This is a genomic window from Arthrobacter sp. 10L430, from assembly GCF_056395245.1.
The window spans coordinates 12,310-36,686 of sequence record NZ_JBFTJD010000005.1 but is presented as its reverse complement, the minus strand read 5'-3'; the positions used below and the strand labels follow the sequence as shown (position 1 = coordinate 36,686).

Annotated in this window: 22 protein-coding genes; 4 read left to right on the top strand and 18 right to left on the bottom strand. The window is 65.1% G+C overall.

The genetic code is table 11. The annotated features are described in order from the left end of the window. Window positions 1-65: 65 nt before the first annotated feature. The 3 genes from AC1DDG_RS06630 to AC1DDG_RS06620 all read left to right on the top strand — a co-directional run bounded on the left by AC1DDG_RS06630 (window position 66) and on the right by AC1DDG_RS06620 (window position 2,208). Window positions 66-527 (top strand): NfeD family protein, encoded by a 462-nt coding sequence (locus tag AC1DDG_RS06630; RefSeq protein ID WP_230119396.1) that lies wholly within the window; start codon window positions 66-68, stop codon window positions 525-527. 107 nt (window positions 528-634) lie between these two features. After that, window positions 635-1,585, top strand: coding sequence for an SPFH domain-containing protein (locus AC1DDG_RS06625; RefSeq protein ID WP_230119395.1), 951 nt, complete (start codon window positions 635-637; stop codon window positions 1,583-1,585). A gap of 275 nt (window positions 1,586-1,860) precedes the next feature. Next, the gene (locus AC1DDG_RS06620) at window positions 1,861-2,208 is read left to right on the top strand and encodes an RNA polymerase-binding protein RbpA (protein ID WP_003802221.1); all 348 of its coding nucleotides are present in this window, start codon (window positions 1,861-1,863) and stop codon (window positions 2,206-2,208) included. A gap of 103 nt (window positions 2,209-2,311) precedes the next feature. On the opposite strand, the gene AC1DDG_RS06615 is transcribed toward AC1DDG_RS06620, so the two are convergent. The 18 genes from AC1DDG_RS06615 to AC1DDG_RS06530 form a co-directional block, all read right to left on the bottom strand. Continuing rightward, on the bottom strand, window positions 2,312-3,058 hold the full coding sequence (locus AC1DDG_RS06615; RefSeq protein ID WP_476875430.1) for a polyprenol monophosphomannose synthase: 747 nt from the start codon (window positions 3,056-3,058) through the stop codon (window positions 2,312-2,314). Window positions 3,059-3,602: 544 nt separating this feature from the next. Beyond that, complete coding sequence (locus AC1DDG_RS06610) at window positions 3,603-5,267, bottom strand: amidohydrolase (protein WP_476875429.1); 1,665 nt, start codon at window positions 5,265-5,267, stop codon at window positions 3,603-3,605. A gap of 52 nt (window positions 5,268-5,319) precedes the next feature. Continuing rightward, a complete protein-coding gene (locus AC1DDG_RS06605; protein WP_476875428.1) occupies window positions 5,320-8,223 on the bottom strand; it encodes a DEAD/DEAH box helicase in 2,904 nt (967 codons plus the stop codon). Between the two features lie 24 nt (window positions 8,224-8,247). Next, window positions 8,248-9,042 (bottom strand): twin-arginine translocase subunit TatC, encoded by a 795-nt coding sequence (tatC, locus tag AC1DDG_RS06600; protein WP_230121489.1) that lies wholly within the window; start codon window positions 9,040-9,042, stop codon window positions 8,248-8,250. A 48-nt stretch (window positions 9,043-9,090) separates the two neighbouring features. Continuing rightward, a complete protein-coding gene (gene tatA / locus AC1DDG_RS06595; RefSeq protein ID WP_230121488.1) occupies window positions 9,091-9,369 on the bottom strand; it encodes a Sec-independent protein translocase subunit TatA in 279 nt (92 codons plus the stop codon). 32 nt (window positions 9,370-9,401) lie between these two features. After that, entirely contained in the window at window positions 9,402-9,773 is a 372-nt protein-coding gene (locus AC1DDG_RS06590; protein ID WP_476875427.1) for a hypothetical protein, read from the bottom strand. Window positions 9,774-9,783: 10 nt separating this feature from the next. Then, on the bottom strand, window positions 9,784-11,766 hold the full coding sequence (locus AC1DDG_RS06585; RefSeq protein ID WP_476875426.1) for a helix-turn-helix transcriptional regulator: 1,983 nt from the start codon (window positions 11,764-11,766) through the stop codon (window positions 9,784-9,786). Window positions 11,767-11,914: 148 nt separating this feature from the next. Continuing rightward, on the bottom strand, window positions 11,915-12,310 hold the full coding sequence (locus AC1DDG_RS06580; protein WP_230121115.1) for an FKBP-type peptidyl-prolyl cis-trans isomerase: 396 nt from the start codon (window positions 12,308-12,310) through the stop codon (window positions 11,915-11,917). 41 nt (window positions 12,311-12,351) lie between these two features. Next, entirely contained in the window at window positions 12,352-13,281 is a 930-nt protein-coding gene (locus AC1DDG_RS06575; RefSeq protein WP_230121113.1) for an FKBP-type peptidyl-prolyl cis-trans isomerase, read from the bottom strand. A 113-nt stretch (window positions 13,282-13,394) separates the two neighbouring features. Further along, window positions 13,395-14,759, bottom strand: a complete 1,365-nt coding sequence (gene pafA, locus AC1DDG_RS06570; RefSeq protein ID WP_230121112.1) for a Pup--protein ligase — start codon at window positions 14,757-14,759, stop codon at window positions 13,395-13,397. Window position 14,760: 1 nt separating this feature from the next. Continuing rightward, window positions 14,761-15,468, bottom strand: coding sequence for a proteasome subunit alpha (gene prcA, locus AC1DDG_RS06565; protein WP_230121105.1), 708 nt, complete (start codon window positions 15,466-15,468; stop codon window positions 14,761-14,763). A gap of 1 nt (window position 15,469) precedes the next feature. Then, window positions 15,470-16,291, bottom strand: a complete 822-nt coding sequence (gene prcB, locus AC1DDG_RS06560) for a proteasome subunit beta (RefSeq protein ID WP_230121096.1) — start codon at window positions 16,289-16,291, stop codon at window positions 15,470-15,472. 75 nt (window positions 16,292-16,366) lie between these two features. Beyond that, window positions 16,367-16,567 (bottom strand): ubiquitin-like protein Pup, encoded by a 201-nt coding sequence (locus AC1DDG_RS06555; RefSeq protein ID WP_215052505.1) that lies wholly within the window; start codon window positions 16,565-16,567, stop codon window positions 16,367-16,369. A gap of 85 nt (window positions 16,568-16,652) precedes the next feature. Further along, a complete protein-coding gene (gene dop, locus AC1DDG_RS06550) occupies window positions 16,653-18,272 on the bottom strand; it encodes a depupylase/deamidase Dop (RefSeq protein WP_476875425.1) in 1,620 nt (539 codons plus the stop codon). Window positions 18,273-18,322: 50 nt separating this feature from the next. After that, window positions 18,323-20,074, bottom strand: coding sequence for a proteasome ATPase (gene arc, locus AC1DDG_RS06545; protein WP_476875424.1), 1,752 nt, complete (start codon window positions 20,072-20,074; stop codon window positions 18,323-18,325). An 82-nt stretch (window positions 20,075-20,156) separates the two neighbouring features. Beyond that, complete coding sequence (locus AC1DDG_RS06540) at window positions 20,157-21,245, bottom strand: tRNA (adenine-N1)-methyltransferase (protein ID WP_476875423.1); 1,089 nt, start codon at window positions 21,243-21,245, stop codon at window positions 20,157-20,159. Between the two features lie 101 nt (window positions 21,246-21,346). Continuing rightward, complete coding sequence (locus AC1DDG_RS06535) at window positions 21,347-22,537, bottom strand: site-2 protease family protein (protein ID WP_476875422.1); 1,191 nt, start codon at window positions 22,535-22,537, stop codon at window positions 21,347-21,349. A 13-nt stretch (window positions 22,538-22,550) separates the two neighbouring features. Next, complete coding sequence (locus AC1DDG_RS06530) at window positions 22,551-23,279, bottom strand: HAD family hydrolase (RefSeq protein ID WP_476875421.1); 729 nt, start codon at window positions 23,277-23,279, stop codon at window positions 22,551-22,553. A 172-nt stretch (window positions 23,280-23,451) separates the two neighbouring features. Between AC1DDG_RS06530 and AC1DDG_RS06525 the strand changes: the two genes are divergently transcribed. After that, the gene (locus AC1DDG_RS06525) at window positions 23,452-24,357 is read left to right on the top strand and encodes a PAC2 family protein (RefSeq protein WP_476875420.1); all 906 of its coding nucleotides are present in this window, start codon (window positions 23,452-23,454) and stop codon (window positions 24,355-24,357) included. Window positions 24,358-24,377: the final 20 nt, after the last annotated feature.

Below are 24,377 nucleotides of genomic sequence, written 5' to 3'. Positions count from 1 at the left end.
GATCTAGGATGGAAGAAAGTTACTGAGGGTCTGCCCCGCAGCCCCCGGGATCAAGGGGGAACCGAATGTTCGAATGGCTAGGCGAAAACTGGTGGGCACTCTGGCTCACGGTATTTCTCGCGTTCGCAGCCGTGGAGATGCTGACCCTTGATTTGTTTTTCATCATGCTCGGCGGAGGCGCCCTGGCCGCGCTTGTGGCCGATTTCACCGGGGCTGACCTGTGGCTTCAAATCGTAGTCTTCTGCGTAGTGTCCCTGCTGATGATCGCCTTCGTCCGGCCGGTCACGCTCAAGCACCTTCACAAAGGACCCGCTGAACAGCGCACGAACATTGACCGCCTGATCGGCGAGACGGCGCTTGTCATGGAGGCCGTGTCCTCCACCGGGGGCCTGGTCAAGATCGGCGGCGATATTTGGAGTGCACGCTCCGACTCCGGTGTGCTGGCGGAAGGCCAGCGCGTGATCGTTGCCGCCATTGAAGGCGCGACGGCGGTCGTGGCACCACAGTCGGAAACCGCCATCCAGTAACCGCCGGACATCAAGATTTCTGCTGTCTCCGAGCAGGCGGCAGCAGATATGGCGGCTGAGCCGTCAACGTACAGCTTCACTGAAAAATTGGGGAATGAAGGAGAAGTATGGATAGTCCAGGAGGATTCGCCGTCACGATCGTGATGCTGGTCCTGATCGTCTTTGTCGTCATCGTGCTGGTTCGTTCAGTGCGGATCGTGCCACAGGCCCGGGCCGGTGTTGTTGAACGCCTGGGAAAGTACCAGCGGACCCTGAACCCTGGCCTGACCATCCTGATCCCGTTCGTTGACCGGTTGCTGCCGCTGCTGGATCTTCGCGAGCAGGTGGTTTCGTTCCCGCCCCAGCCCGTGATCACGGAGGACAACCTGGTGGTGTCCATCGACACCGTGGTCTACTTCCAGGTGACGGACCCCCGCGCTGCAACGTACGAAATCGCGAACTACATCCAGGCTGTGGAGCAGCTGACCACCACGACGCTCCGCAACGTGGTGGGCGGCCTGAACCTCGAAGAGGCGCTGACGTCCCGCGACCAGATCAACGGCCAGCTACGCGGTGTGCTGGACGAGGCCACGGGCCGCTGGGGCATCCGGGTTTCCCGAGTGGAGCTGAAGGCGATCGATCCGCCCCACTCCATCCAGGATTCGATGGAGAAGCAGATGCGGGCCGAACGTGACCGCCGTGCCGCGATCCTGACGGCCGAGGGCACCAAGCAGTCGGCCATACTGACGGCGGAAGGCCAGCGGCAGGCGGCCATCCTCAAGGCAGAGGGTGACGCCAAGGCGGCCATCCTCCGCGCCGACGGTGAAGCCCAGGCGATCCAAAAGGTGTTTGATGCCATCCACAAGGGCAATCCGGACCAAAAGCTCCTCGCCTACCAGTACCTGCAGACGCTTCCCAAACTCGCCGAAGGTTCTTCCAACAAGCTGTGGATCATCCCCAGCGAGGTGGGCGAAGCCCTCAAGGGAATCGGCAACGCGCTGGGCGGCACCAATCCCGACCCGCGCTCCGGCGACCTGTTCGGCGCGGGTGACGACGCCGACAAACAGCCTGCATCCTAGATTGCGGAATACGAGGGAGGCACGCCGCCGGGCGGGCCTCCCTCTTCCATGGCGTGGAGGGAGCAGGCCCTTGGAGCCGCCTCCGCGTTGCTGGAGAGGCAGCAAATCCGTATAATGAGATATTTGTCCGGTCGGTTCACTCCGCTCGGAACAACATTGCTTGGCAGAGCGTTCCAATTAGTGATGCTACGTAGAGCACAACGTAGTCCGGAGGCAGCTTTGAAACCTCCGGCTAGCGCGGAGCCCGCTCCGCGAACCGACCAGAGGGAGAAATCATGAGCGATCGCAGCCTGCGGGGCATGCGTCTTGGCGCCCAAAGCATGGAGACCGAATCCGGCGTGGAGCCGGCTCCGCGTCAGCGGGTTGAGTACCGGTGCGAGGACGGCGAGCAGGTCTTTGTAACCTTCTCCTCCGAAGCCGAGATCCCCCCTGTCTGGGTTTCCAAGACCGGCAAAGAAGCGCTGCTCGTTGATGGCGAACGCCCGGACACCAGCAATGAAAAGGCTGTCCGCACACACTGGGACATGCTGCTGGAACGCCGGTCGCTTCCCGAACTTGAGCAGATCCTCGAAGACCGCCTCACCATTCTGCGCGAACGGCGGGGCGAAAGGCGCTCAGCCTAGCCCCCAGTGAAGCGCCAAAAGGCCGGATCCGCTGCGCACATGCAGCGGATCCGGCCTTTTGTGTAGCCGGCGAAAGTTGAGCCGGTCCAGCCGGGCGGAGCGGCTATGCCCGGCTGGACGCCGGCCGCCTTCCCGTCAGTTTGTTCCAGCGGGCCGTCAGGCCCCACTTCGTCACATTGATCATGGCTTCGACCACGATGTTTCCGCTCATCTTCGAGGCGCCCAGTTCACGCTCCACGAACGTGATGGGGCACTCGACGATTTTCAGGCCCATTTTGGCGACGCGCCACGCCAGGTCCACCTGGAAGCCGTAGCCCACAGACTCGATCTGGTCCAGGTTCAGCTTCTCCAGGGTGGTGCGTCGGAAGGCACGGTAGCCGCCCGTCACGTCCCTGATCTTGACTCCCAGCATGATCCGGGAATAGGTACTGCCGATGCGGGATATCGCCTGCCGGTACAGCGGCCAGTTAACGACGCTTCCTCCGCGTACCCAGCGTGAGCCCATGGCGAGGTCGGCACCCTGATCCACAGCGTCCAGCAGCAGGGGCAGCTGCTCCGGCTGGTGCGATCCGTCGGCGTCCATTTCGACTAGGACGTCATAGCCGGCTTCGAGACCCCACTTGAACCCCGCAATGTAGGCTGCGCCCAGCCCTTCCTTGCCCTTGCGGTGCAGGACATGGACCTGGTTGTCTTCGGCAGCGATACCGTCCGCCAGCTGTCCGGTGCCGTCCGGGCTGTTGTCGTCCACAACGAGGACGTCGGCTGCCGGCACCGCCGCACGCAGGCGTCCCAGCGTGATGGGGAGCGACTCCAGCTCGTTGTAGGTGGGAATGATGGTGAGGACACGCACGGGGGAGGCCTTTCCTGGATGGGAGCGGTCAGCACGCGTGGAGTGTGGCGGGGCCGCCGACTCGCAAAGCGCAACTCTCCATTATACGGGCGATCCGCAGACCGTCTTTCCGCCGCTCCCTGCACACCTTGTCCTCAGCCGGGACTCCGCTGCGACTGTTCTGAGTGCGCCCAGCCATGCCCGCCCTGTGCCGGACATGCCACGGGCAGGTCCACACACGCCTCGGGCCAGTTCCGGTTTACGCGGTTGCCGGTAAGGGAACTGTTTTCTGATGCGTTATGGACCCGCCCACGGGGTGCCACCGCCGCGTGTCGCCGGGTGGCTTGCGCGTCCGATTTGTCTCGCTGGTGGCCAGACAGACACCGCTCCAAATGCATCCGTCCGTTGACCCTCAATGCTACGGACTGCCGATGCCCTGTCAACCGGCACCTGACCTGCCCCTTAATGTATAGCCGCTGGTCAGGGTCGGATTCACCGCGGGCAATCCACCGCAAATTCACGGCTCCGTGGCGCTTTGTTGCGGTGCCGTCCGCCGCTGCAGCCCTTAGCCGCGGAAGCCCGCCGAGGAGTGCAGTTCCAGTCCGTCCCGAACGGTCTGGAGGCAGCGCGGATCGGAACCGGTGTCCAGGGCCGGAAGCAAGGGTGTGCGGGCACGCGGATCGGTGCTCCAGGACTGGACCCTGCCGTCGGCGACCTGGACCATGAGCTCCTCGACATCCCAGACCGCAAAAGTGGCAGGTGCGCCTGGCACTAACTGTCCTGCCATCGGATTGGCGTGCCTGGCTGCCCGCCAGCCGGCGCGTGTGTGGCCAAGGAAAGCTGCCCGGGCCGAGATCCGCTCGGCAGGGTTATTGTGCTCCAGGCAAGCTCTCACCGTGGCCCAGGGCCGCAGCGGGGTGACGGGGCTGTCGCTGCCGAAGCAGACAGGGACGCCGGCCGAGTAGAAGGACGCGAACGGGTTCATATGCCGGCTTCTGGCACCAAGGCGCTGCTCATAGAGCTTGCCGGGACCGCCCCAGGCAGCGTCGAAGGCGGGCTGGACGCTCACTGTGACCGCGTACTTGCCGAGCCTCGCGATTGCCTCCGCGTCAGCCATTTCGACGTGTTCAAATCGGTGTCCCGCCGCGCGGATTCGCTGTTCTCCTACCTCCGCGGCGGCCTGCTCCAGCGCGTCCAGGGCGGCATCGAGGCCGGCGTCGCCGATCACATGGAACCCGCCCTGGATCCCCAGAACGGAACAGGCCGCCAGGTGGGCAGCCGCCTCATCCGTGGAGAGGTACGTCGTTCCTCTTTCCCCCGGTGCATCCGCATACGGCTCCCGGAGGGAGGCGGTGCGAGAGCCGATTGACCCATCGATGTTCAGGTCGCCTGCCAGCCCGCGGACCGGAACCCCAAGCTCAGCCAGCAGCGCCTCGGCTTCCGCCTTCGATGAGACCAGCTGCCCCCAATACGGCAGAACCTCCGGCATTGCCGTGTCGGATTCAGCGGCAATATTCCACCCGGCTGCAAGCTGCAGGTCCAGCACGCTTCCGATGTGCGGGGCGCCCATCTCCACCAGTGCGACATAGCCGTTCGCGGCAGCTTCTTTCAATGCACGCCGCTGATATCCCCGAAGGGCCGCAGCGGGAAGACTCCGGGCCGCTTGCCGGGCCGCGGCGTGTGCCTGCCGCTTGACATGCCCGCTGGTGGCGAAGCCGTCGAGTTCGTCGAGCCGTGCCGTGGCTGCCAGGGCCGGCGAGACAAGCGCCGAATGCGCATCGACGCGGGACAGGAAGACCGGCCGGCCCGCAGCGGCCCGTTCCAGCTCGTCCGGGTCGGGGAGGGCAGGATCTTCCCACAGCGACTCATCCCAGCCGTGACCCAGGACGGGGCCGGCCGTGGCTGCCCCCGCAACAGCGTCGAGGAGCTCCCGTGCGGAACGGACACCGCCCAGCTGCAGCGAATCGAGGGCAATGCCGGTTTCCGTCAGATGCGCATGGGAATCGACGAATCCGGGTGCCAAAAGCGCGCCGCGGAGGTCAATGACGTCCATCGAACTGTCAGCAATCGACGTAGCTGCCTGTTCCGAACCCACCCACGCGACAGTGTCACCGTCCACGAGCATGGCGGTGGCGAACGGATCGGCCGCCGTGTAGACGGAGCCGTTGCGGTACAGCGTCACTCGTGACGGGCCGGGACTGGCCTTGCCGCTGGTGGTTGCGTCGGTCATGAGGGATGGAACTCCTTGCTGCTTGTTCTGGTGTCGCAGGATGAGGCGCGGGTCAGGCCACCGTGGAGTATGCCACGACCCCGCGCCGGACGATCTTGATGGCTTCGCTGCACAGCCTGGCAAGCCGCGGATCCAGCCCGGGGATCTTGGCCAGCTGGTCGAGCAGGTCAATCACCTGCTTGACCCAGCGCACGAAATCGCCGGCGGCCAGGTCAGTGCCGCTGAGTACTTCCTGAAGGTGCCGCCCGCGGGCCCACTTGTACATGGGCCAGACCAGACCAAGCTCAGGCTCACCGGTCAGGGGCAGCTTGTTCTGCTCCTCCACGTCCTCCAATGCCGACCATTCGCGGACCACGACGTCCACCGCTGTTTCCAGCGAAACACTGGGCATGCGCGGGCGCAGGCCGCGGTCTTCCCGCTTCGCCTGGTACACCAGCACGCTGGCAAGTGCGGCGACCTCCACGGCGTCGAGATCATCGAAGGCACCCTGGCGCAGAGCCTGTGAAATCAGCAGGTCCTTCTCGCCATAGATCCTGCGGAGGCGCTGGCCGTCAGCGCTGATTTGGTGCTTTCCCGGCTCTGGTGTTTCGAGGTACCCGTAAGCGGACAGGACGTCACAGACGCGGTCGAACGTCTTGGCGATCGTGTTGGTGCGGCCCTGGATCTGGCGGATTAGCCCGTCCGTTTCCTTGCGCAGTTTCCACCACCGTTCGGACCACCGGGCGTGGTCCTCGCGTTCGCTGCAGCCGTGGCACGGGTGTGACCGCAGGGCACGCCGAAGTTCGGCGATCTTCTTTTCCTGGTTCGGAAGCCCGGCCCCCAGCCCAAAGTCGTTGTTGCGGGGGCTGCCGGGCGCCGGCGGGCGGTTTTCACGCAGAGCATTGCGGACGGACGAGGCCAGGTCGCGCCGGGACTTGGGGACCTTCGCGTTGAAGGACTTTGGAATCCTGATCCGGGTCAGCGGGGAAATCGGGCCCTCGAGGTCATCGATGCCGATTCTGCGCAACTGGTTCTCCATGGTGAGCACGGCCGGCCGGGGTTCGCGCGAGCTGTGGTCGGAGCTCAGTACTACAGCGTAGCCGGGGGCGCGGCCGGCCGGAACATTCACTACATCACCCGGCAGGAGGCGGCTGAGCGAATCTTCGTTGAGCGACTTCCGGGCCCGGGACTTGCCGCGCGAGGCGAAGTTCTCGGCGTCGGACAGTTCGCGCCTCAGCCGGGCATATTCGGTGAAGTCACCCAGGTGGCAGGTCATGGACTTGGCGTAGCCGGCCAGCGATTCCTCCCGGCTTCTCACCTGCTTGGCCAGGCCCACCACAGACCGGTCAGCCTGGAACTGGGCGAACGAGGACTCAAGAATTTCCCTGGCCCGGGGCCGGCCAAACTGGGCAAGGAGGTTGATGCTCATGTTGTAGGTGGGCCTGAAGCTGGAGTTCAGCGGGTAGGTCCGCCGGGACGCGAGGCCCGCAACTGCCGCCGGGTCGGTGCCGGGCTGCCACAGCACCACGGCGTGGCCTTCGACGTCGATGCCGCGCCGGCCTGCCCGGCCGGTGAGCTGGGTGTACTCCCCTGCCGTGATGTCCACGTGCGCTTCGCCGTTGAACTTGTCCAGTTTCTCCAGGACCACGGACCGGGCAGGCATGTTGACGCCGAGGGCCAGTGTTTCCGTGGCGAAGACAGCTTTGACGAGTCCATCGGCAAAGAGTTTCTCTACGACTTCCTTGAACGTGGGCAGCATGCCGGCGTGGTGGGCCGCAATACCCCTGAGCAGCCCGTCCCTCCAGCTCCAGAAGCCCAGCACCTCAAGGTCGTCGGACGGGATGTCCTGCCCGGCTTCGTCGACGCGCTGGGCAATGATGCGCTGTTCCCGCTCCGTGGTGAGCCACAGTCCGGCTGCAACGCACTGGGACACCGCCGCGTCGCAGCCTGCCCGGGAGAAGATGAAAGTTATGGCGGGGAGCAGGTCCTGCCGGTCCAGGCTGGCAATTACCTGTGGCCGGCTGGCCTTCCGGACGGCAGTGCGGGGAGCTGCCTGCTGGGACCGGTCGTCAGCGCGCTGCCTGTGCTGCCTGCGCTGGCTGCGGCCGCCGTGCCCGAACCGGCCCTGGAAGTTCAGCTGGCTTTCCGACCGGGCCATGGACAACAGTTCAGGGTTGACTTCGAAGCCGCGTTGACCGGCGTCGTCCCGACTGGGCGCTTCCGGCAGCGCCGAGGCGGCCGCCGGTTCCCCCTCGGGGGCGATTTCGTCGAAAGTGGTTTCTCCGGCGAACAGATCCACAATCTCCTTGCCCACCATCACGTGCTGCCAGAGCGGAACCGGCCGGTGCTCGGACACGATGACGTCGGTGTCCCCCCTGACGGTGTCCAGCCATGCACCGAATTCCTCGGCGTTGGAAACCGTGGCGCTGAGCGAGGCCACCTGGACTTCGCTGGGCAGGTGGATGATGACCTCCTCCCACACGGCGCCCCGGAAGCGGTCCGCAAGGTAGTGGACCTCGTCCATGACGACAAAACCAAGGTCATCCAGCGAATCGGAGTCGGCGTACAGCATGTTCCGCAGGACCTCGGTGGTCATCACCACCACCGGGGCTTCGCCGTTGATGCTGGTGTCTCCGGTCAGCAGTCCGACGCTGTCCGCACCGTATTTTTCCGCGAGCTCGGCGTACTTCTGGTTGCTCAGCGCCTTGATCGGGGTGGTGTAGAAGGCCTTCAGCCCGCGCTGCAGGGCCAGGTAGATCGCGAACTCACCCACGATGGTCTTGCCGGCGCCGGTAGGCGCAGCCACCAGGACGCCGCGTCCCTCCTGGAGTGACCGGCAGGCCTGCCGCTGGAAGTCGTCCAGCTCAAAGTCCAGGGTTCCGGCGAAGGACCCCAGATAGGTTTTGGATTCCGCGGTCCGTTCGGCGCTGGCCCGGTAGCGTTCGGACGGCGACGGGGACCCGGTGGTGGTGGACATGCTTCAAGCCTAGCCGGGACGGAGCTAGAGATTCCTCAGCTCGCTGCCCGGAGTCGCGATATCGGCAGTGGCCTCGGTCTCAGCTGCCTGCTTGGCGGCGCGGCGGTCGCGGCGGCGGTCATTGAGGATGCAGAGGCCGATGGCGGCGAAGAAGAGCAGGAGGAGCGGCCCGGCCAGCAGGAACATGGACAGGGCATCGGCTCCCGGGGCTGCCACGGCGGCCAGGACGAAAACGAGGAAGACCGTGATGCGCCAGGCTTTGAGGATCGTTTGGCCGCGGATGATGCCCGCCATGTTCACGCCGACCAGCACCACGGGCACCAGGAAGGCGAGGCCCAGGAACAGCACCATGCGCGTGACGAAATCAACGTAGTCTCGCGCGTCGATGAGGTTGGAAAAACCGGACGGGGTGAATTGGGTCAGCGCACGCACAACCTGTGGCGTCACCATCCAGCCCACCCAGACGCCGGCCAGGAACAGCGGGACGGCAGCTGCCATGTAGCCGAGCGTGTACCGCCGCTCCTTTGACGTCAGCCCGGGCGTGATGAAGGCCCAGAGCTGGTAGATCCAGATCGGGCTCGAAATGACCGCACCGATCAGCAGAGACAGCTGAAGTTTAAAGTCGAAGGGAGACGCGATGCTCGAGAAATTCACCGACGACGTGCCGCCGGTATGCTCGGCAATCCGGTCCACGGGTTCCTTGAGCGCGCTCAGCACCGGATCGTAAAGGATCCAGCCGCCAATGCCGCCAATCACCAGCCCGATCGCCGATTTGATGAGCCTGTTCTTAAGCTCATTCAGGTGGTCCATGAGAGCCATGCGGCCCTCAGGGTTGGCTTTGCGGCCCCTCGTCACTGCCACTTCAGGTCAAGCGCGGTTCGACGGCGGAACGTCTGTGCCGTCAGTCGGCTCGCCGTTCGTCGTCCGGGACTGCGGGTGGTTCACCACTCGACCCTCAACCGGACCGGTGCCGTCCGGGTTTTCCGGCTTGCCGTCGTTCTTCATTTCCTTGACCTCGGATTTGATGATCCGCATGGACTGGCCGAGGCTGCGTGCCATGGCCGGAAGCTTGGGCGCGGCAAAAAGAAGCAGAGCCACGATGATGATGATTACGATGGGCCAAGGGCCATCAAAGAGTCGTCCCACTGGAAGTCCTTTCCTCTAACTACATCCTACGTTTATCTGAATTCGATGTCGTGCAACGCCTGGGGCTGCCCCCGTTCGGCCTTGCGACGGATCCGGCGCTGCCGCCGGGCTTCCACACGGGATGACTTGGATGCGTGGTAATCATGGCGCATCTGGTGCGGTGAGGCAAAGACTGCGGTTCCCGGCACTGTTTGTGTCGCTGCCGCTGGATCCGCGGGCGGATCTGTTGCCGGGCCAGGAACAGCAGCGGGGTCAGGCAGATGCCCGAGTTTGTCTCCGGCTGCACCCAGTTCCGTCACGGTGGCCATGAACTTCCGCCATAGCCGGATGCCCATGAGCACGTAGAACAGCAGGGAAAGCGCTATCAGCGCAATCCAGATCAGGATCCATGACCACCAAGGCATGCTGAGTAGTCTAGCTGGCGTACCGGGCCAGGGCCGCCTCGATCCAGTCCCGGGCCGCCCCCGCCAGCGCAGCCGGTTCGAGAATCCGCACGGCCCCGCCGTGCTGTGCCACGAACATGGGCAGCCAGGACGTGCTCCCGAACCTTATTTCCGCCACCAGCCCGCCATCGGGCAGCGGGGCGGTGCGTTCGGCGTAGTAGTCGTCCGCAAGGCCGGCACCGTGGCCGGTGAGCTGCACCGTCACAAGGATGTCGTCGTCGTTAGGGGTGAAGAGCTTCGCCGGGAACCCGCCGTCGGGCCTGACCGGGGAGGAGACCGGCTTTCCGTTCGGCTTGAGCTCTTCGATGCGGTCCAGCCGGAAGTTCCTCAGGCCGGCCGCCGAATGGCAGTACGCCTCGAAGTACCAGGTGTTGTCCATGGAGTAGAGCCGCAGGGGGTCGACGTCTCGCTCCGAAAGGGAATCCTTCTGCGCCGAAAGGTAGACGAGGTGCAGCTGTGAAGCAGAGGCAATGGCGCTGCGGATCATCTCCAGGCTGGCGGAATTGGCGGGGCCCACTTCCGGCCCGGACAACGCACCCGCCCTGAGCCCCTCCTCCCCCGCCGCCGCCATGAGTTTGAGGGTGACAGACTCCAGGGCACTCCCTTCGGCGAGCTCGGGCAAGCCGTTGAGGGTCTCGAGCCCCGTCAGCAGGGCGCAGGCCTCGTCCACCGTGAAGCGGACCGGCCGGTTCAGTTCCAGCGACTGGGTGATGAAGACGTGGTCGTCCTCCCATTGGATGTCGAGCAGCTCGTCGGGATATCCCTGCGGAAGTCCCGAGCAGATGAGGATCAGCAGATCGCTTTCGAGTTCCTTGCGGGTGATGCCGAACTTGTCCGCCACGTCCTGGATATGGAGTCCCTGGTTGTGCACGAGGAACGGCACCAGTTGGAGCATGCGCGTCAGCTGGTCTTCGGAGGTGCGTTTGCGGGCACGCTTTCCGGGGCCCGCGTCGGAGAATGCGTAGGACGGCACGGGTGCGGCAAGGAAGGCGGCGGCGCCCGCCAGGCGACGCTGTACTGCGGCGGCGAGCTCTTCGGGTGCCACGACAATGGCGTTGGGACCGTAGGAGGCCAGTTCCTCACCCAGCAGTTCAGCGTCACGGTAGGGAACCGCCAGCCGGTCCCACCCGCCGTCGGGCGTTCCTTCTGCCGGGCCGACGGCGGCGGCCCGCTTCCGCAGCCCCAGCAGGCGGTCCTCGCGGACGTCCACGGCGGCGGACCGGAGCGGCAGTTCCGGGAGGCTGTCAAGTTCGGCGCGGACGTTGAATCCGGCCGGAGGCGTAAAGGTCTCTTTCGCCAGCACCGAAACCGCCGATGTGAAGCGCGAGAGCCGGAAGTACCGCTGCGCGCCACGGACCCGGTCAAAGCCCACGAGGTACCACTGGCCGAACCGGCTGCCCAGCCCCCAGGGCTCGACCACCCGCTCTTCCTCCCTGCCGGTGCTGCCGGCGAGGTAGCGGAACCGGACGGCGTGCTGGGTGTGCATCGCGGCAATCAGGTCCTCGAACGCCTGGCCTGCGGGCTTGATGCGGGGCTGCACGCCGGCAGGCAGCTCGACGTCTGCCAGGCCACCCGACGCTTGGAGCTTGCGCATGGCATTCGTGGCGGCAGGGCCGAGGGCTGCCTGCTCCCAGAGCTGGGAGGCCAGCAGAAGGACCGTCCATTCGTCGGGCGTGAGCTCCACGTCAGGCAACCGGTTCGACTCCTTGCCGATGCGGTACCGCGTGGTGGCGGGATCGTCCGAGCTCCAGCCGTGGTCCGTGACCGTTTCGACCTCGAACCCAAAGTCCCGCAGGTCGTTCTTGTCCCGCTCGAACATCCGGCCAAAGGCCGCGTCGGTGGCCGCTCCGGCGTGGTAGATCGTCTCCCGCAGCTCGCTGCGGCGCAGCCCGTACTTGGAGTTCAGGAGGGCGATCAGGAGGTTCAGCAGGCGTTCAGTACGTATGGCGGACACTCTCGCTACGTTACTAAAGCTGTCGCGGGAAAAAAGCGAAAGCGCGGCAACGATGCGGAATTTGCTTCCGATTGTTACCGCGCCTTCGGCTGCGCACCATCCCGGCATCCGATGGAGACGCCGGGGAGGTGCAAGAACAGCCGCTGGGTTAGCGGACGCCCACGAGGTCGACAACGAAGATCAGGGCCTCGTTCGGGCCGATGGCGCCGCCGGCACCGCGCGAGCCGTAGGCGAGCTCCGAGGGGATCTCGAGCCGGCGGCGGCCGCCGACCTTCATGCCGAGAAGGCCCTGGTCCCAGCCCTGAATGACCTGGCCGACGCCCACGCGGAAGTCCAGGGGCGCGCCGCGGCCCCACGATGCGTCGAACTCTTCACCGGTGGACCAGGCCACACCGACGTAGTGGGTGGAGACGGTGTCGCCGGCCTTGGCCTGTGGACCGTCACCCTCGATGAGGTCCGTGATGACCAGATCGGTGGGAACCGGGCCTTCAGGGAAGTCAATTTCCGGCTTCTGGCGGTCGAGGTCTCGCTGACCAAATGACATGGTTGCTCCTTCTGCTTGGTAGGGGAACTGCTGTGGAGGACTTATTTGACGCCGAGGATGTCTACGACGAACACGAGGTCGCCCTTGGCATCGCCCTGGCCCGCGTCGCCGTAGGCGAGATCCTTCGGGATGACGAGCAGAACGCGGGAGCCCACGGTCTTGCCGGCAAGTCCTTGGGTCCAGCCCTTGATGACATTGCTCAAGGGGAAGGAGGCCTTCTCCTTGCGGTCGAAGCTCGAATCAAACTTCTTGCCGCTCGCCAGTGCAACGCCCACGTAGTTCACGGTCAGCGTGTCCGTGGCCTTAACCTCGGCACCCTTGCCCTTGATCAGGTCCTGGGCGATGAGCTTCTTGGGTGCGGCGACGCCCTTGACGTTAAGCTCGGGCACGCCGTCCTTTTCCGTGACGGCCGGCAGGCCTGCCGGCGGCGTGACCGTGTCGCCCTCGGGCTTGTCCAGCACCTTGGGTGCGTCCTTGGCCGACAGCACCTTGATGATGAGGAGCTGCGACGGCTGGGCCGCGGCGCCCTGTGAGGCGGCCTGAGCCGGAGCGGCCAGGGCAAGGTGGGAACCGATCTTCGCGCCCACAAATGCGTTGTAAATGATGGGGCTCTTGGTCTTGAAGTCGTCGCTCAGCTCGATGGCCTGCGGTTCCTTGGCGAAGGTGTCATCCAGGGTGGATCCGTCTTTGCCGTTCAGCGCCAGGACGGAGACCTCGGCGATCTGATTGGCCTTGACCCGCTCCCCGCTGCCTTCGGTGACGACCTTGACCGTGGGCTCGGTGACATCGAGGGGCTTGGTGAATTCGACCTTCGGAGCTTTCTTGTCTCCGTTTTCCGTCAGCTTGAGGGAGTCCAGCTTGGCGGTCTCACCCGCGGACTGGCTGGTCGGTTCCGGGGCTGCAGGCTGTCCGCCGCCGCAGGCGGTCAGCAGAAGCAGTCCGGGAATGAGAATTGCTAGTAGTCGGCGCACGTAAGAACTTTCGTCGGGGCAAGATGGATGCTGAGCCGGGCGCGGAGTGCCAGCGGCAAAGCAGTCGGGGCCGAAAAACAGCCTCTTTCCAGAGTAACGCCTGAAGCTGGGTATCAGCCCATGGAGTCCAGGAGGGCATCCACGCGCTCGTCAACGCTGCGGAACGGATCCTTGCACAGGATGGTCTGGTGGGCGCGGTCGTTGAGCTTCAGATGCACCCAGTCCACCGTGTAGTCGCGTCCCAGCTCCTGCGCCCGGCGGACGAAGTCGCCGCGCAGCTTTGCCCTCGTCGTCTGCGGCGGTGCATCCACCGCGTCCTTGATGGCCGTGTCCTCGGTGACCCGCCGGACCGCCCCGCGTGCCTGGAGGAGATAGTAGAGGCCGCGGGTACGCGAAATGTCGTGATAGGTAAGGTCCAGCTGCGCGATGCGCGGGGCATCAAGTCCCAGGCCGTGGCGGTTCCGGTAACCGTCCATGAGCTTCTTCTTGATGGCCCAGTCGATTTCGGTGTCGATGGTGCTCGTGTCGCCGCTCTCAATGGCCTGCAGGGTCCTCCCCCACAGGTCCAAGATCCGCGGGACGTGCGGGTTGTGCGCGCCGTGTTCCTGGACGAAGGCCGTGACCTTGTTCAGGTACTCCTGCTGGATTTCCAGCGCAGTGAGCTGGCGCCCGTTGGCGAGCCGGACCAGGGCGCGGCCGCTCAGGTCGTGGGAAATTTCGCGGATGCTGCGGATCGGATTTTCCATCCGCATGTCACGCATGATGACACCGGCTTCGATCATCCTCAGGATGAGGTCGACCGTGCCGACCTTGAGCAGCGCGGTGGTTTCCGACATGTTGGAGTCGCCGACTATGACGTGGAGCCTGCGGTAGAACTCGGCGTCCGCATGCGGTTCGTCGCGCGTGTTGATGATCGGCCGGGACCTCGTGGTGGCGGACGAAACACCCTCCCAGATGTGATCGGCGCGCTGGGAGAAGGCGTAGGTCGCGCCGTGCGGCGTCTTGAGGATCTTCCCGGCCCCGGCAATGAGCTGGCGGGTGACGAGGAACGGGATGAGGATTTCCGCGAGGCGGGTGAATTCACCCCGGCGGGGAATCAGGTAGTTCTCGTGGCTGCCGTAGGAGTTGCCTGCGGAGTCGGTGTTGTTCTTGAAGAGGTAGACCGTCCCGTTGAAGCCTTCCGCGGCGAGCCTGGACTGGGCTTCGTCCACGAGGTCATCAAGAATGAGTTCCCCGGCACGGTCGTGGGCGATCAGCTGTGCGAGGTCATCGCATTCGGCGGTAGCGTATTCCGGGTGCGAGCCCACGTCCAGGTAGAGGCGCGAACCATTGGTCAGGAAGACGTTGGATGACCGTCCCCAGCTCACGACCTTGCGGAACAGGTACCGTGCCACTTCCTCCGGGGCCAGCGGGCGGGAGTCCGGACTCGAATACGAAATGCCGAATTCGGTCTCAATACCGAAGATCCTCTTGTCCATCTCAGCTCTCCTCAGCCAGCAGTTCCATGACGTCGGCGTCGGACAGCCTCCGGAACGCCCGCCGGGTCCCCCTGCTGCTTTCCGACCCCCTGTCCAGTAGCGCAACTTCCAGTGCCTTGGCCGGAAGGTCGGGTGACTCGTTGTCCGTGACAAGGCCCTGGACGGCGAGCCGGATCGCGGCGGCGAAGGAAAGGTCGCGCTGCCACCCGGTCTCGACAGCCCCGGAGACTTTATCGGCCTGGCCGCCCATCACGATGAAGCCCTGCTCATCCGCGATCGAGCCGTCAAAGGTGAGCCGGTACAGATGGTCCCGGTCCTGGGACGCCCCGACCTCGGCAACGGCAAGTTCCACCTCAAAGGGCTTCTGCTCAGCCGTGAAGACAGCGCCCAGGCTCTGTGCGTACACGCTGGCGAGACCCCGCGCGGTGACGTCCTCGCGGTCATAGGAATAGCCGCGGACATCCGCGTAGCGCACTCCGGCCTGGCGGAGGCTTTCAAACTCGTTGTATTTGCCCACTGCGGCGAAGGCGATTTTGTCGTAGATCTCGCCGATCTTGTGGAGCGAGGGAGAGGGGTTCTCAGCCACAAGGGCAATGCCGTCCTCGCAGCTCACGACCACCACGGACCGGCCCCGGGCGATGCCTTTCCGTGCGAAGTCCGCACGGTCCTTCATCAGCTGCTCAGGCGATACATAGAACTGCTGGGTCATATCAGGCCTCCCGCCGGGCAGCTGCCCGGGCCTCGATGATAGTGCCGGCGACGGCGGCGAGTTCGCGCTCGGCAACGCGCCGGGCTCCGGCACGGTTGACCGTGTATACCACCGGCCAGAGCTGCCGGACAGGGTCCGGGCCGCCCGTGGCGGAATCGTCGTCGGCTGCGTCATAGAGGGACTCGATGGCAACGGAGACTGCCTCGTCCTCGGCGAGGTTGGGACGCCAGAGTTTTTTCAGTGCACCGCGGGCGAACATGGACCCGGAACCGACGGCATGGTGCTCCTGTTCCTCGTACCGGCCGCCCGTGACGTCATAGGAGAACAACCGGCCCATCTGGGCGGCGGTGTCGAAGCCGGCAAATAACGGGACCACCGCGAGTCCCTGCATGGCCATCGCCAGATTTCCGCGGATCATCGCACCGAGCCTGTTGGCTTTGCCGTCCAGGCTCAGCAGCGTCCCCTCAATCTTTTCGTAGTGTTCCAGCTCAACCTGGAACAGCCGCGTGAGGTCGATGGCGATGCCCGCCGTCCCGGCGATGCCGAGCACCGAATACTGGTCCGCCGGGAAGACCTTTTCTATGTGGCGGCTGGCAATGATGTTGCCCATGGTCGCGCGGCGGTCACCGGCCATGACGACGCCGCCGGCGTACGTCATGGCGACGATCGTGGTGGCATGTGGCACCTGCAGTGGCTGGCCGGCGGTCTCGCTGACCAAGAACGGCCTGTTGTAAGGAAGCAGTTCCGGACGGTCGCGTTGGAGATGCTCAGTGAACGACGACGTCGCGTTTGCGGCTACCTTGTTGGCTGTTGTCTCCTGCACTGGTGCACTCCTTCAACGTGTAATTCAGCGGTACCTCAGGCTTCCGTGCCCGGTGCGGGTTGGGGCGCTGCCGGGTTACTGTCCGCCCTTTTGCACGAATGCCCGGACGAACTCCTCGGCGTTGGATTCCAGTACGCCGTCGATTTCGTCCAGGAGGTCATCAACACCCTGCGTGGATGCGGATGCCTGTCCCTCCGCCGGTGCGGGCGGCACGGGGACCTCTTCCTCGACCTCGCTGTCGCGTGGCTGCGGCTGCTGCTGCTCCTGCCCTGCCATGTTCATCTCCTTCTCGCAGTCCCGCCATCTCCGGCGGGACATCCTGTATGCCCATATTGCCACGCGAAGCGGCTCTTCGGGGGGTTTATGCCGGCGGCGGAGCAGGTGCCGATCCAAGCAATTCTGCAAGGAACGGTCCGGCCTCGCGGTGCCGGGCAAACAAGGCTCCCGTCAGGGCCTTTGTGCCGCGAAGCGGCTCCCTCGTCGGGACGCGCTGGAGCCTTCCGTAACCGGGAACATCGAAGATGACCGAATCCCAGCTGGCGCCCACCACGTCCCTGCTGAAGCTGCTGACGCAGCGTCCGCGGAAGTATGCCCTCGTGTCCGACGGCGGTTCGGTCACCGCGGCGGCGATATCGGCGTCGTTAACTATTCGCTGCATGCGCTCCCGCGCCAGCAGGCGGTAGTACAGGCCCTTTTCGGGCCGGATATCCGCCCACTGCAGGTCCACCAGGCCGAGGCGGGCATCGTCCCAGTCGAGGCCGTCGCGCTGCCGGTAACCCTCGAGGATGGACAGCTTGGCCAGCCACTCGACGGAGTTGGCCGCGGAGGAGCGGTCACTATCCAGCTGGGTCAGCGTGGCGGCCCACTGGTCCAGCACGGCATGGGTATGTCCGTCGCCATCCACCGCATCAGCCACGCCGGTGTCCTGGGCGAGCTTGGCGGCGGCCTCGTGGTACATCCACTGGAGGTCCAGCGCCGTGACACGCCGCCCGTCCACGAGCCTGATTTTCGCTGTCAGGGATGTGTCGTGGCTGACGGTTTGCAGCGCAGCGACGGGTTCGTGGACTTCAATCCGCGGGGCCAGTCCGGCCTCGATGAGGCTCAGGACCATGGCCGTGGTTCCGAACTTGAGGTAGTTGGAGGCCTGGCTGAGGTTAGCGTCGCCAATGATCACGTGGAGACGGCGGTACTTGTCGGCAGTTGCGTGCGGCTCGTCACGGGTGTTGATGATGGGGCGGCGGATGGTGGTTTCCAGGCCCACCTCAGCCTCGAAGAAGTCCGCACGCTGACTGATCTGGTAGCCGGGTCGGGAGCTGTCCTGCCCGATCCCCACCCGGCCGGAGCCGCAGATGATCTGGCGTGTCACGAAGAACGGCGTCAGTCCCTTCACGATGTCGCTGAAGGGGACCGAGCGCGGCATGAGGTAGTTCTCGTGGGAACCATAAGAGACGGACTTGTTGTCGGTGTTGTTCTTGTAAAGATTGATTGGCGGGAGCTCAGGGTCACCGGCCAGCCGCCGGACCGCGGACAGCGCCACGAGGTCGCCGGCCGCGTCCCAGGCGACGGCGCCGGCCGGGTTGGTCACTTCCGGGCTGGAATATTCCGGATGCGCATGGTCCACGTACAGCCGGGCACCGTTGCCAAGGACCATGTTCATCAGGAGGGAACCGGATTCGTCCTCACCATCCAGGTCCAGCTCGTCCCGGCCGTAGGCCAGGGCCACGGCCTCCGCATCCAGCACCGGGGGCTGGTCCGTCAGCTGGCTCGGATGGGCCTGTCCCCGTTCCAGCGTCCAGCCGCGGGCGTCGTGAAGGGGCTCCTCATCCGTATAGTCCCACCGGGTCTCGGCGCCGCCTGCAGCGCGCAGCCGGGTGACCTGGGCATAGGCCTGCACCACCCGGGCGGACATCATGGTGGCGTTGGCCCCGGGTGCCGAGGGCGCATGGATGCCGTATTCGGTTTCCGACCCCATCACGCGCATGGCGCCACCCGGGGGCAGGGCTCCCCCGGGTGATGACTCGGAACCGGCCGTCACAGGTACTGGCCCGTGTTGGGCATGGTCTCGATGGACTTGCCTGGCTCCTGCCCCGCCTTGCCCTGGACGATGGTGCGGATGTAGGTGATGCGTTCGCCCTTCTTACCGGAGATGCGGGCCCAGTCATCGGGGTTGGTGGTATTCGGCATGTCCTCATGCTCCCGGAACTCGTCGACCACTGCCCTCAGCAGGTGATCGATCCGCAGGCCCTTCTGCTGCGTCATCAGCAGGTCCTTGATCGCATACTTCTTGGCGCGGTCAACGACGTTCTGCACCACCGCTCCCGAGTTGAAGTCCTTGAAGTACAGCATCTCCGTGTCACCGTTGGCGTAGGTGACCTCGAGGTACTCGTTGGACTTCTCGGTGGAGTACATGGCTTCCACGGTGCGCTGGATCATGGCGTCGACGGTCGCCTCGACGTCGCCGTCGTGCTCGGCGAGGTCGTCCTCATGGAACGGCAGATCCGTGGTGATGTACTTGTTGAAGATGTCGGCCGCTGCTTCGGCGTCAGGCCGCTGGATCTTGACCTTCACATCCAGGCGCCCCGGCCGAAGGATGGCGGGGTCGATCATGTCCTCACGGTTCGAGGCACCGATGACAATGACGTTGTCCAGGCGCTCCACACCGTCGATCTCGCTCAGCAGCTGCGGCACGATGGTGGTCTCGACGTCCGAGGAGATACCGGTGCCGCGTGTCCGGAACAGGGAGTCCATCTCGTCGAAGAACACCACCACGGGGCTGCCGTCCGAGGCCTTTTCCCGGGCGCGGGAAAAGATCAGCCGGATGTGGCGCTCGGTTTCGCCGACGTACTTGTCGAGGAGTTCCGGTCCCTTGATGTTAAGGAAGTAGCTCTTCAGGTCAATGTTGCCGGACCGCTCGGCCGCCCTGGCAGCCAGGGAGTTGGCCACGGCCTTGGCGATGAGGGTCTTGCCGCAGCCGGGAGGGCCATAGAGCAGGATGCCCTTGGGCGCCTTAAGGCCGTGCTCGCGGTACAGGTCCGGATGCAGGAACGGCAGCTCGATGGCGTCCCGGATCTGTTCGATCTGGGGGCCAAGGCCGCCGATGTCCTCATAGGTGATGTCAGGGACTTCCTCGAGGACGAGGTTCTCCACCTCGGACCGCGGGACTTTTTCGAGGGCGTAGCCGGTCCGGGAATCGATGGACAGGGCGTCGCCCACCCGCAGCTTCTCGGCGAGGAGCGGCCCGGCCAGCCGGATGACGCGTTCCTCGTCTGCCCGGCCCAGGACGAGGGCGCGGTCCGGGCCCAGCATTTCCTTGAGCGTCACGAGTTCGCCGGCGCGCTCGTACCCGAGGCCGGCCACCACGAGCAGCGCCTCGTTAAGGAGCACCTCCTGGCCCACCGCAAGCTGGTTCATGTTGACGAGCGGGCTGACGCCCACCCGCATCTTCCGTCCGGCGTTGAAGATGTCCACCGATTCCTCGGTGGCGGCCTGTCCGCTGCTGCCGGACGCGGGCTGGCGCCGCGGGTTCAGCTGGAGGATGGTGCCGAAGCTGTACGGCGGCTGGCCCTCCTGGTCGAGGGCATTCTTCAGCCGAAGGATCTCGGACTTGGCCGTTTCCAGCATCGCCACGAGCTTGGAGTTGTTCTGCGTGGCAGCTGCCAGCTGACGGTCGATGTGCCGTAGCTTGTCCCGAAGGATATTGACCTGCCGGTCTGCAACAGACAGCTCATTGGCCGCTGCCTGCTCGGCCGGCGTAGGTACAGAGTCATTGTTCGGCGTCTCCATGATGCATCAGCCCCTTCCTGCGCTTCTGTTAAGACCATAGCCCCAAGTTGGCGAGTACTGCTGGAGACATCCGAAATACGGACTAGTTTGTGATCTCCGGATCGTCTTTGACGTTGGTGCCCGCGATCGCGTCACGTGCAGCCCGCCGCAGCTTCTTGTCCGAGACCAGGCGCTCCCCCACGGCTCCGGGGGTCCAGGCGTTGACATCGTCCTCGTTGAAGTCGGTCTTGGACGGGCGACGCTTCACGGAGATGCCAGTGACGCCGTCGGCCAGTCGCCGGGTGACCAGCAGGAAGCCGGTGTGGGCCACCATCCGGTGGTCGGGGCGGACGGCGAGGCCTTCAAGGTGCCAGCCGCGGACCATGGATTCCCACGCGTCCGGCTCGGTGAAGCGGCCATCGGCGCGGATGGCCTCGGCCGTGCGCGAGAGCTGGGTGACGGTGGCGACGTAGTTGATCCAGACACCGCCGGGCGCAAGGACAGTGGCCACGGCGTCGAGGCATTCCCAGGGAGCGAGCATGTCCAGCACCACGCGGTCGATGGAACCGGGTTCTTCGCTGCGGACCACTTCCTCCTGGAAATCGCCCAGCGAAATTTTCCAGGCCGGGTGCTGTCCGCCGAAAATGGTCTCGACGTTGCCGCGGGCGATCGCAGCGAATTCCTCGCGGCGTTCGAACGAGTGCAGGTATCCCTGGTCTCCCACAGCACGGAGGAGCGAGATGGAAAGCGCACCGGAGCCCACACCGGCTTCCACCACCCTCGCCCCGGGGAAGATGTCCGCCATGGTGACAATCTGGCCGGCGTCCTTCGGGTAAACCACTGCCGCGCCGCGGGGCATGGACAGGACGAAGTCGGAGAGGAGGGGCCGGAGGGTCTGGTACTGCTGGCCCACGTTGTTGACGACGACCGATCCATCCACCTTGCCGATGATGTCGTCGTGGTTGAGGAAGCCGCGGTGCGTGTGGAACGCTCCGCCGGATTCGAGGCTGATGGTATTCATGCGGCCGCGCTCGTCAGTCAGTTGCACACGCTCGCCCTCGCGGAAGGGTCCCCGCCGCCGGGCAGCGCCGACCGGCTGGTCCGCCGTACCTGCCGCCGTTTCGGTCACCGTGCCGGGTACCGTGGCGGAAGGGGCCGCGCTGGACCCGTTGGCGGCAAGTTCGCTGCTCATGAATATTCCTCGCTCCTGTAAAGCTGTGTCGCCGTGCTCCATGGCGGCCCGGGCAGGCTGCTCTGTGGCTCGGCTGCCGATTTCACGACCGGCACGTAACTCTACCGGCTCTGGCCCTGTGGGCGCCTGTTTTCGCGGGGCGCCTTGCCTGTAATGGCCGTCACCACGGTGGACTGCCGCAGGATTCCGGTGACGCGCCCGTTGTGGTCAATCACTGCGTAGTCATGGCCGTCCAGCTGTGCGAGGTACTGGATCAGTTCCTGGCCCTTGGACCACTCCGGCACGTACGCGCCTGCCCCGAGGGCGTAGGCAACTGCGGTGGCTGGAGTTGTTGCGGTCACCGCTGCCGGGACGGCTGCCATGGCAGCGTAGTCCACGAGGCTGCTGGGCCTGCCGTCGGGAGCACACAGCACGACGCCGTTGCGGCCGTCCGCTGTCAGGGCCAGGACGTCCGCCACGGTTGCCGATTCCGGAAGTCCGACGGCGGGTTCGGCCAGCGCCGCTGCGCTCACCAAATGGAGGCGGCTGCGCAGGCGGCCCTGCTGGATGGATGCCGACGCGCCCATCCAGAGGAATCCGCCGACGAGGACAGTGATCAGCAGGTTGCTGGTGTCCGGCGTGTCTCCGCGGAGAACGGGAAGCGCAAGGAACCACACTCCCAAGGCTATGACAATGATGCGCCCGCCCCACCCGGCGGCGATGGTGCCCTTCGCGTGGCTGCCGGTGGCTTTCCAGACAGCGGACTCGACAAGCCGGCCACCGTCGAGTGGCAGGCCGGGCAGGACGTTGAAAATGCCGATCACCAGGTTGGCCCAGAAGAAGATGTTGGTCAGGATGTCTGCTACGCCGGCCAGGTTGGCCGTGGATATCAGCAGCCAGGCCGCCCCGGCAAGCACAAAATTGGCGGCCGGACCCGCAAGCGCCACGAGAACCGACCGCCCGGGGGTGGCCGTGAAGCTTTCGAACTGCGTGTGGCCGCCCCAGAGGTTGAGGACAATCTTCTCGCTGGGCCAGCCATAGATTTTTGCGGTCAGGGCGTGGGCCAGTTCGTGGACCAGGACCGAGATGAGGAGCAATAGCGCGTACGCGAAGGCGACGTAATAGGCCGCGGCGCCGAGAGCCGGGTTGTTGTGCTGCAGCACAGGGCCGTATACGACGACGGTGAAGGCGGCGATGATGAACCACGAATACGCAAGGATGACGGGAATGCCCGCAATCTTGCCCAGGCGTATGCCCTCGCGGCGGCTGCCGCTGTCCTGCGGGGCGGGGCCGGTTGAAGCGGGGTCGGACACGTGCGCTACTCCTTTAATTGACGCTTTCCAGCGTTGATGCCGCCTTGGCCAATCCATGCCTGAGGGCGACAAGGCCCTGGAGGTCGGTGACTCCCCGGTTTTCCAGCGAGTCCCACGTGGCCCGGCGCGGATCGGCGGGCAGCGGCACGATGTGCGGAATGGCAACGGTGACCGCTCCGGAGGCGAGGGCGGCGGCTACACCCGGGGCTGAGTCCTCCAATGCCACACACTGGTGCACGGTGAGTTCCGGGTCGTCCTGCCTGAGCAGTTCCACGGCTTTGAGGTAAGCCTCGGGGTCCGGCTTGCCCTTAGTGACGGTATCGCCGGTGACCAGGAACTCGAAGTACGGCCGTGGCAGGCTGGCCACGATTTCCCGGGCAAGCGGCGCTTCTGACATGGTCACAAGGGCACAACGCACACCCGCGCTGAAAAGTTCGTCGAGCAGTTCACGCGCTCCGGGGCGCCACGGGACATTCTGCCGTACCCGGCTGATGACCTGCGCGGTCAGGGTATCGATGATTTCCCGGGTTTCGAGGCTGACGCCGGCCTTCTGGAGAACGCCGGCAGAAAAGACCAGGGATTGGCCCACGAGCTGCATGGCCTGCTCGTGGGACCACCTTCCGCCATGCGCAGCCACGAGCTCGTGCTCGGCCTCAATCCAATACGGTTCGGTGTCGACTATGGTGCCGTCCATGTCCCATAAAACGGCTTTGAGCAGGGGCTGGTCGGCTGAGGATCGCATGCCTTCCAGTCTACGGGCCCCATGTGGCAGCGCCCTTCCAAGCGGTGGCGCCTACGCCCTCGGCGAATATTGCGTGAATGTGGCAGGGCGGCCGGCCCGATTCCCCGGTCCGGACCGGATGTGGGCGGTTCATTCACTGCATCGGGAACTGTCTTGGAAGTAGGGTGAAGGGATGAATAGCTTCGACGGAGATACCACCGAACCGGGTACAGCGCCCGAGCCGGAGCAGCTGCTGCAGCCAGTTCCCGAGGGACAGCGCATTACAGTGATGCTTGCCGCCTTCGAAGGCTGGAATGACGCCGGGGAAGCGGCCAGCGACGCATTGCGATATCTCAACAAGCTGTGGGCCGGGAAAAAGGTCGGTTCCATTGACGCCGACGAATATTACGACTTCCAGTTCACCAGGCCCACAGTACGGCGAACGGCCTCCGGGGAACGCAAGATCAAGTGGCCGTCCACGCGCATATACAAGGCCAGTGCGCCCGAAACCAATGTTGACGTGATTTTCGTCCAGGGTACCGAGCCGTCCTATAAGTGGCGTGCCTACACGGCCGAGCTGCTGGTCCACGCCGAGGCCCTCCACGTGGACTACGTGGTGCTGGTGGGTGCCCTGCTGGCGGACGTGCCGCACAGCCGTCCTATCCCGGTCAGTACTTCGACCGACGACGCTGCCTTGCGCGAACGGCTGAACCTGGAGGCCTCGCAGTACGAGGGGCCGGTGGGCATCGTGGGGGTGCTGTCCGAGGTGGCGTTGCTTGCAGGGATTCCCACGGTGTCGCTGTGGGCGGCCGTACCGCATTACGTGGCCCAGGCGCCCTCGCCCAAGGCGCAGTTGGCCCTGCTGCACCGCGTCGAGGAACTGCTGCAGGTTCCGCTGGACACCCACGAGCTGGCCGAGGAGTCCGACGCCTGGGAACGCGGCGTCAACGAATTGGCAACGGAAGACCCGGAAATCGCCGCCTACGTGAGGCAGCTTGAAGAGGCCAAGGACACCGCCGACCTTCCCGAGGCCAGCGGTGAGTCCATCGCCAGGGAGTTCGAGCGCTACCTGAAAAGGAGGGGCAAGGACAAGCCGTAAAGCCCGCCCGCTACGGGCGG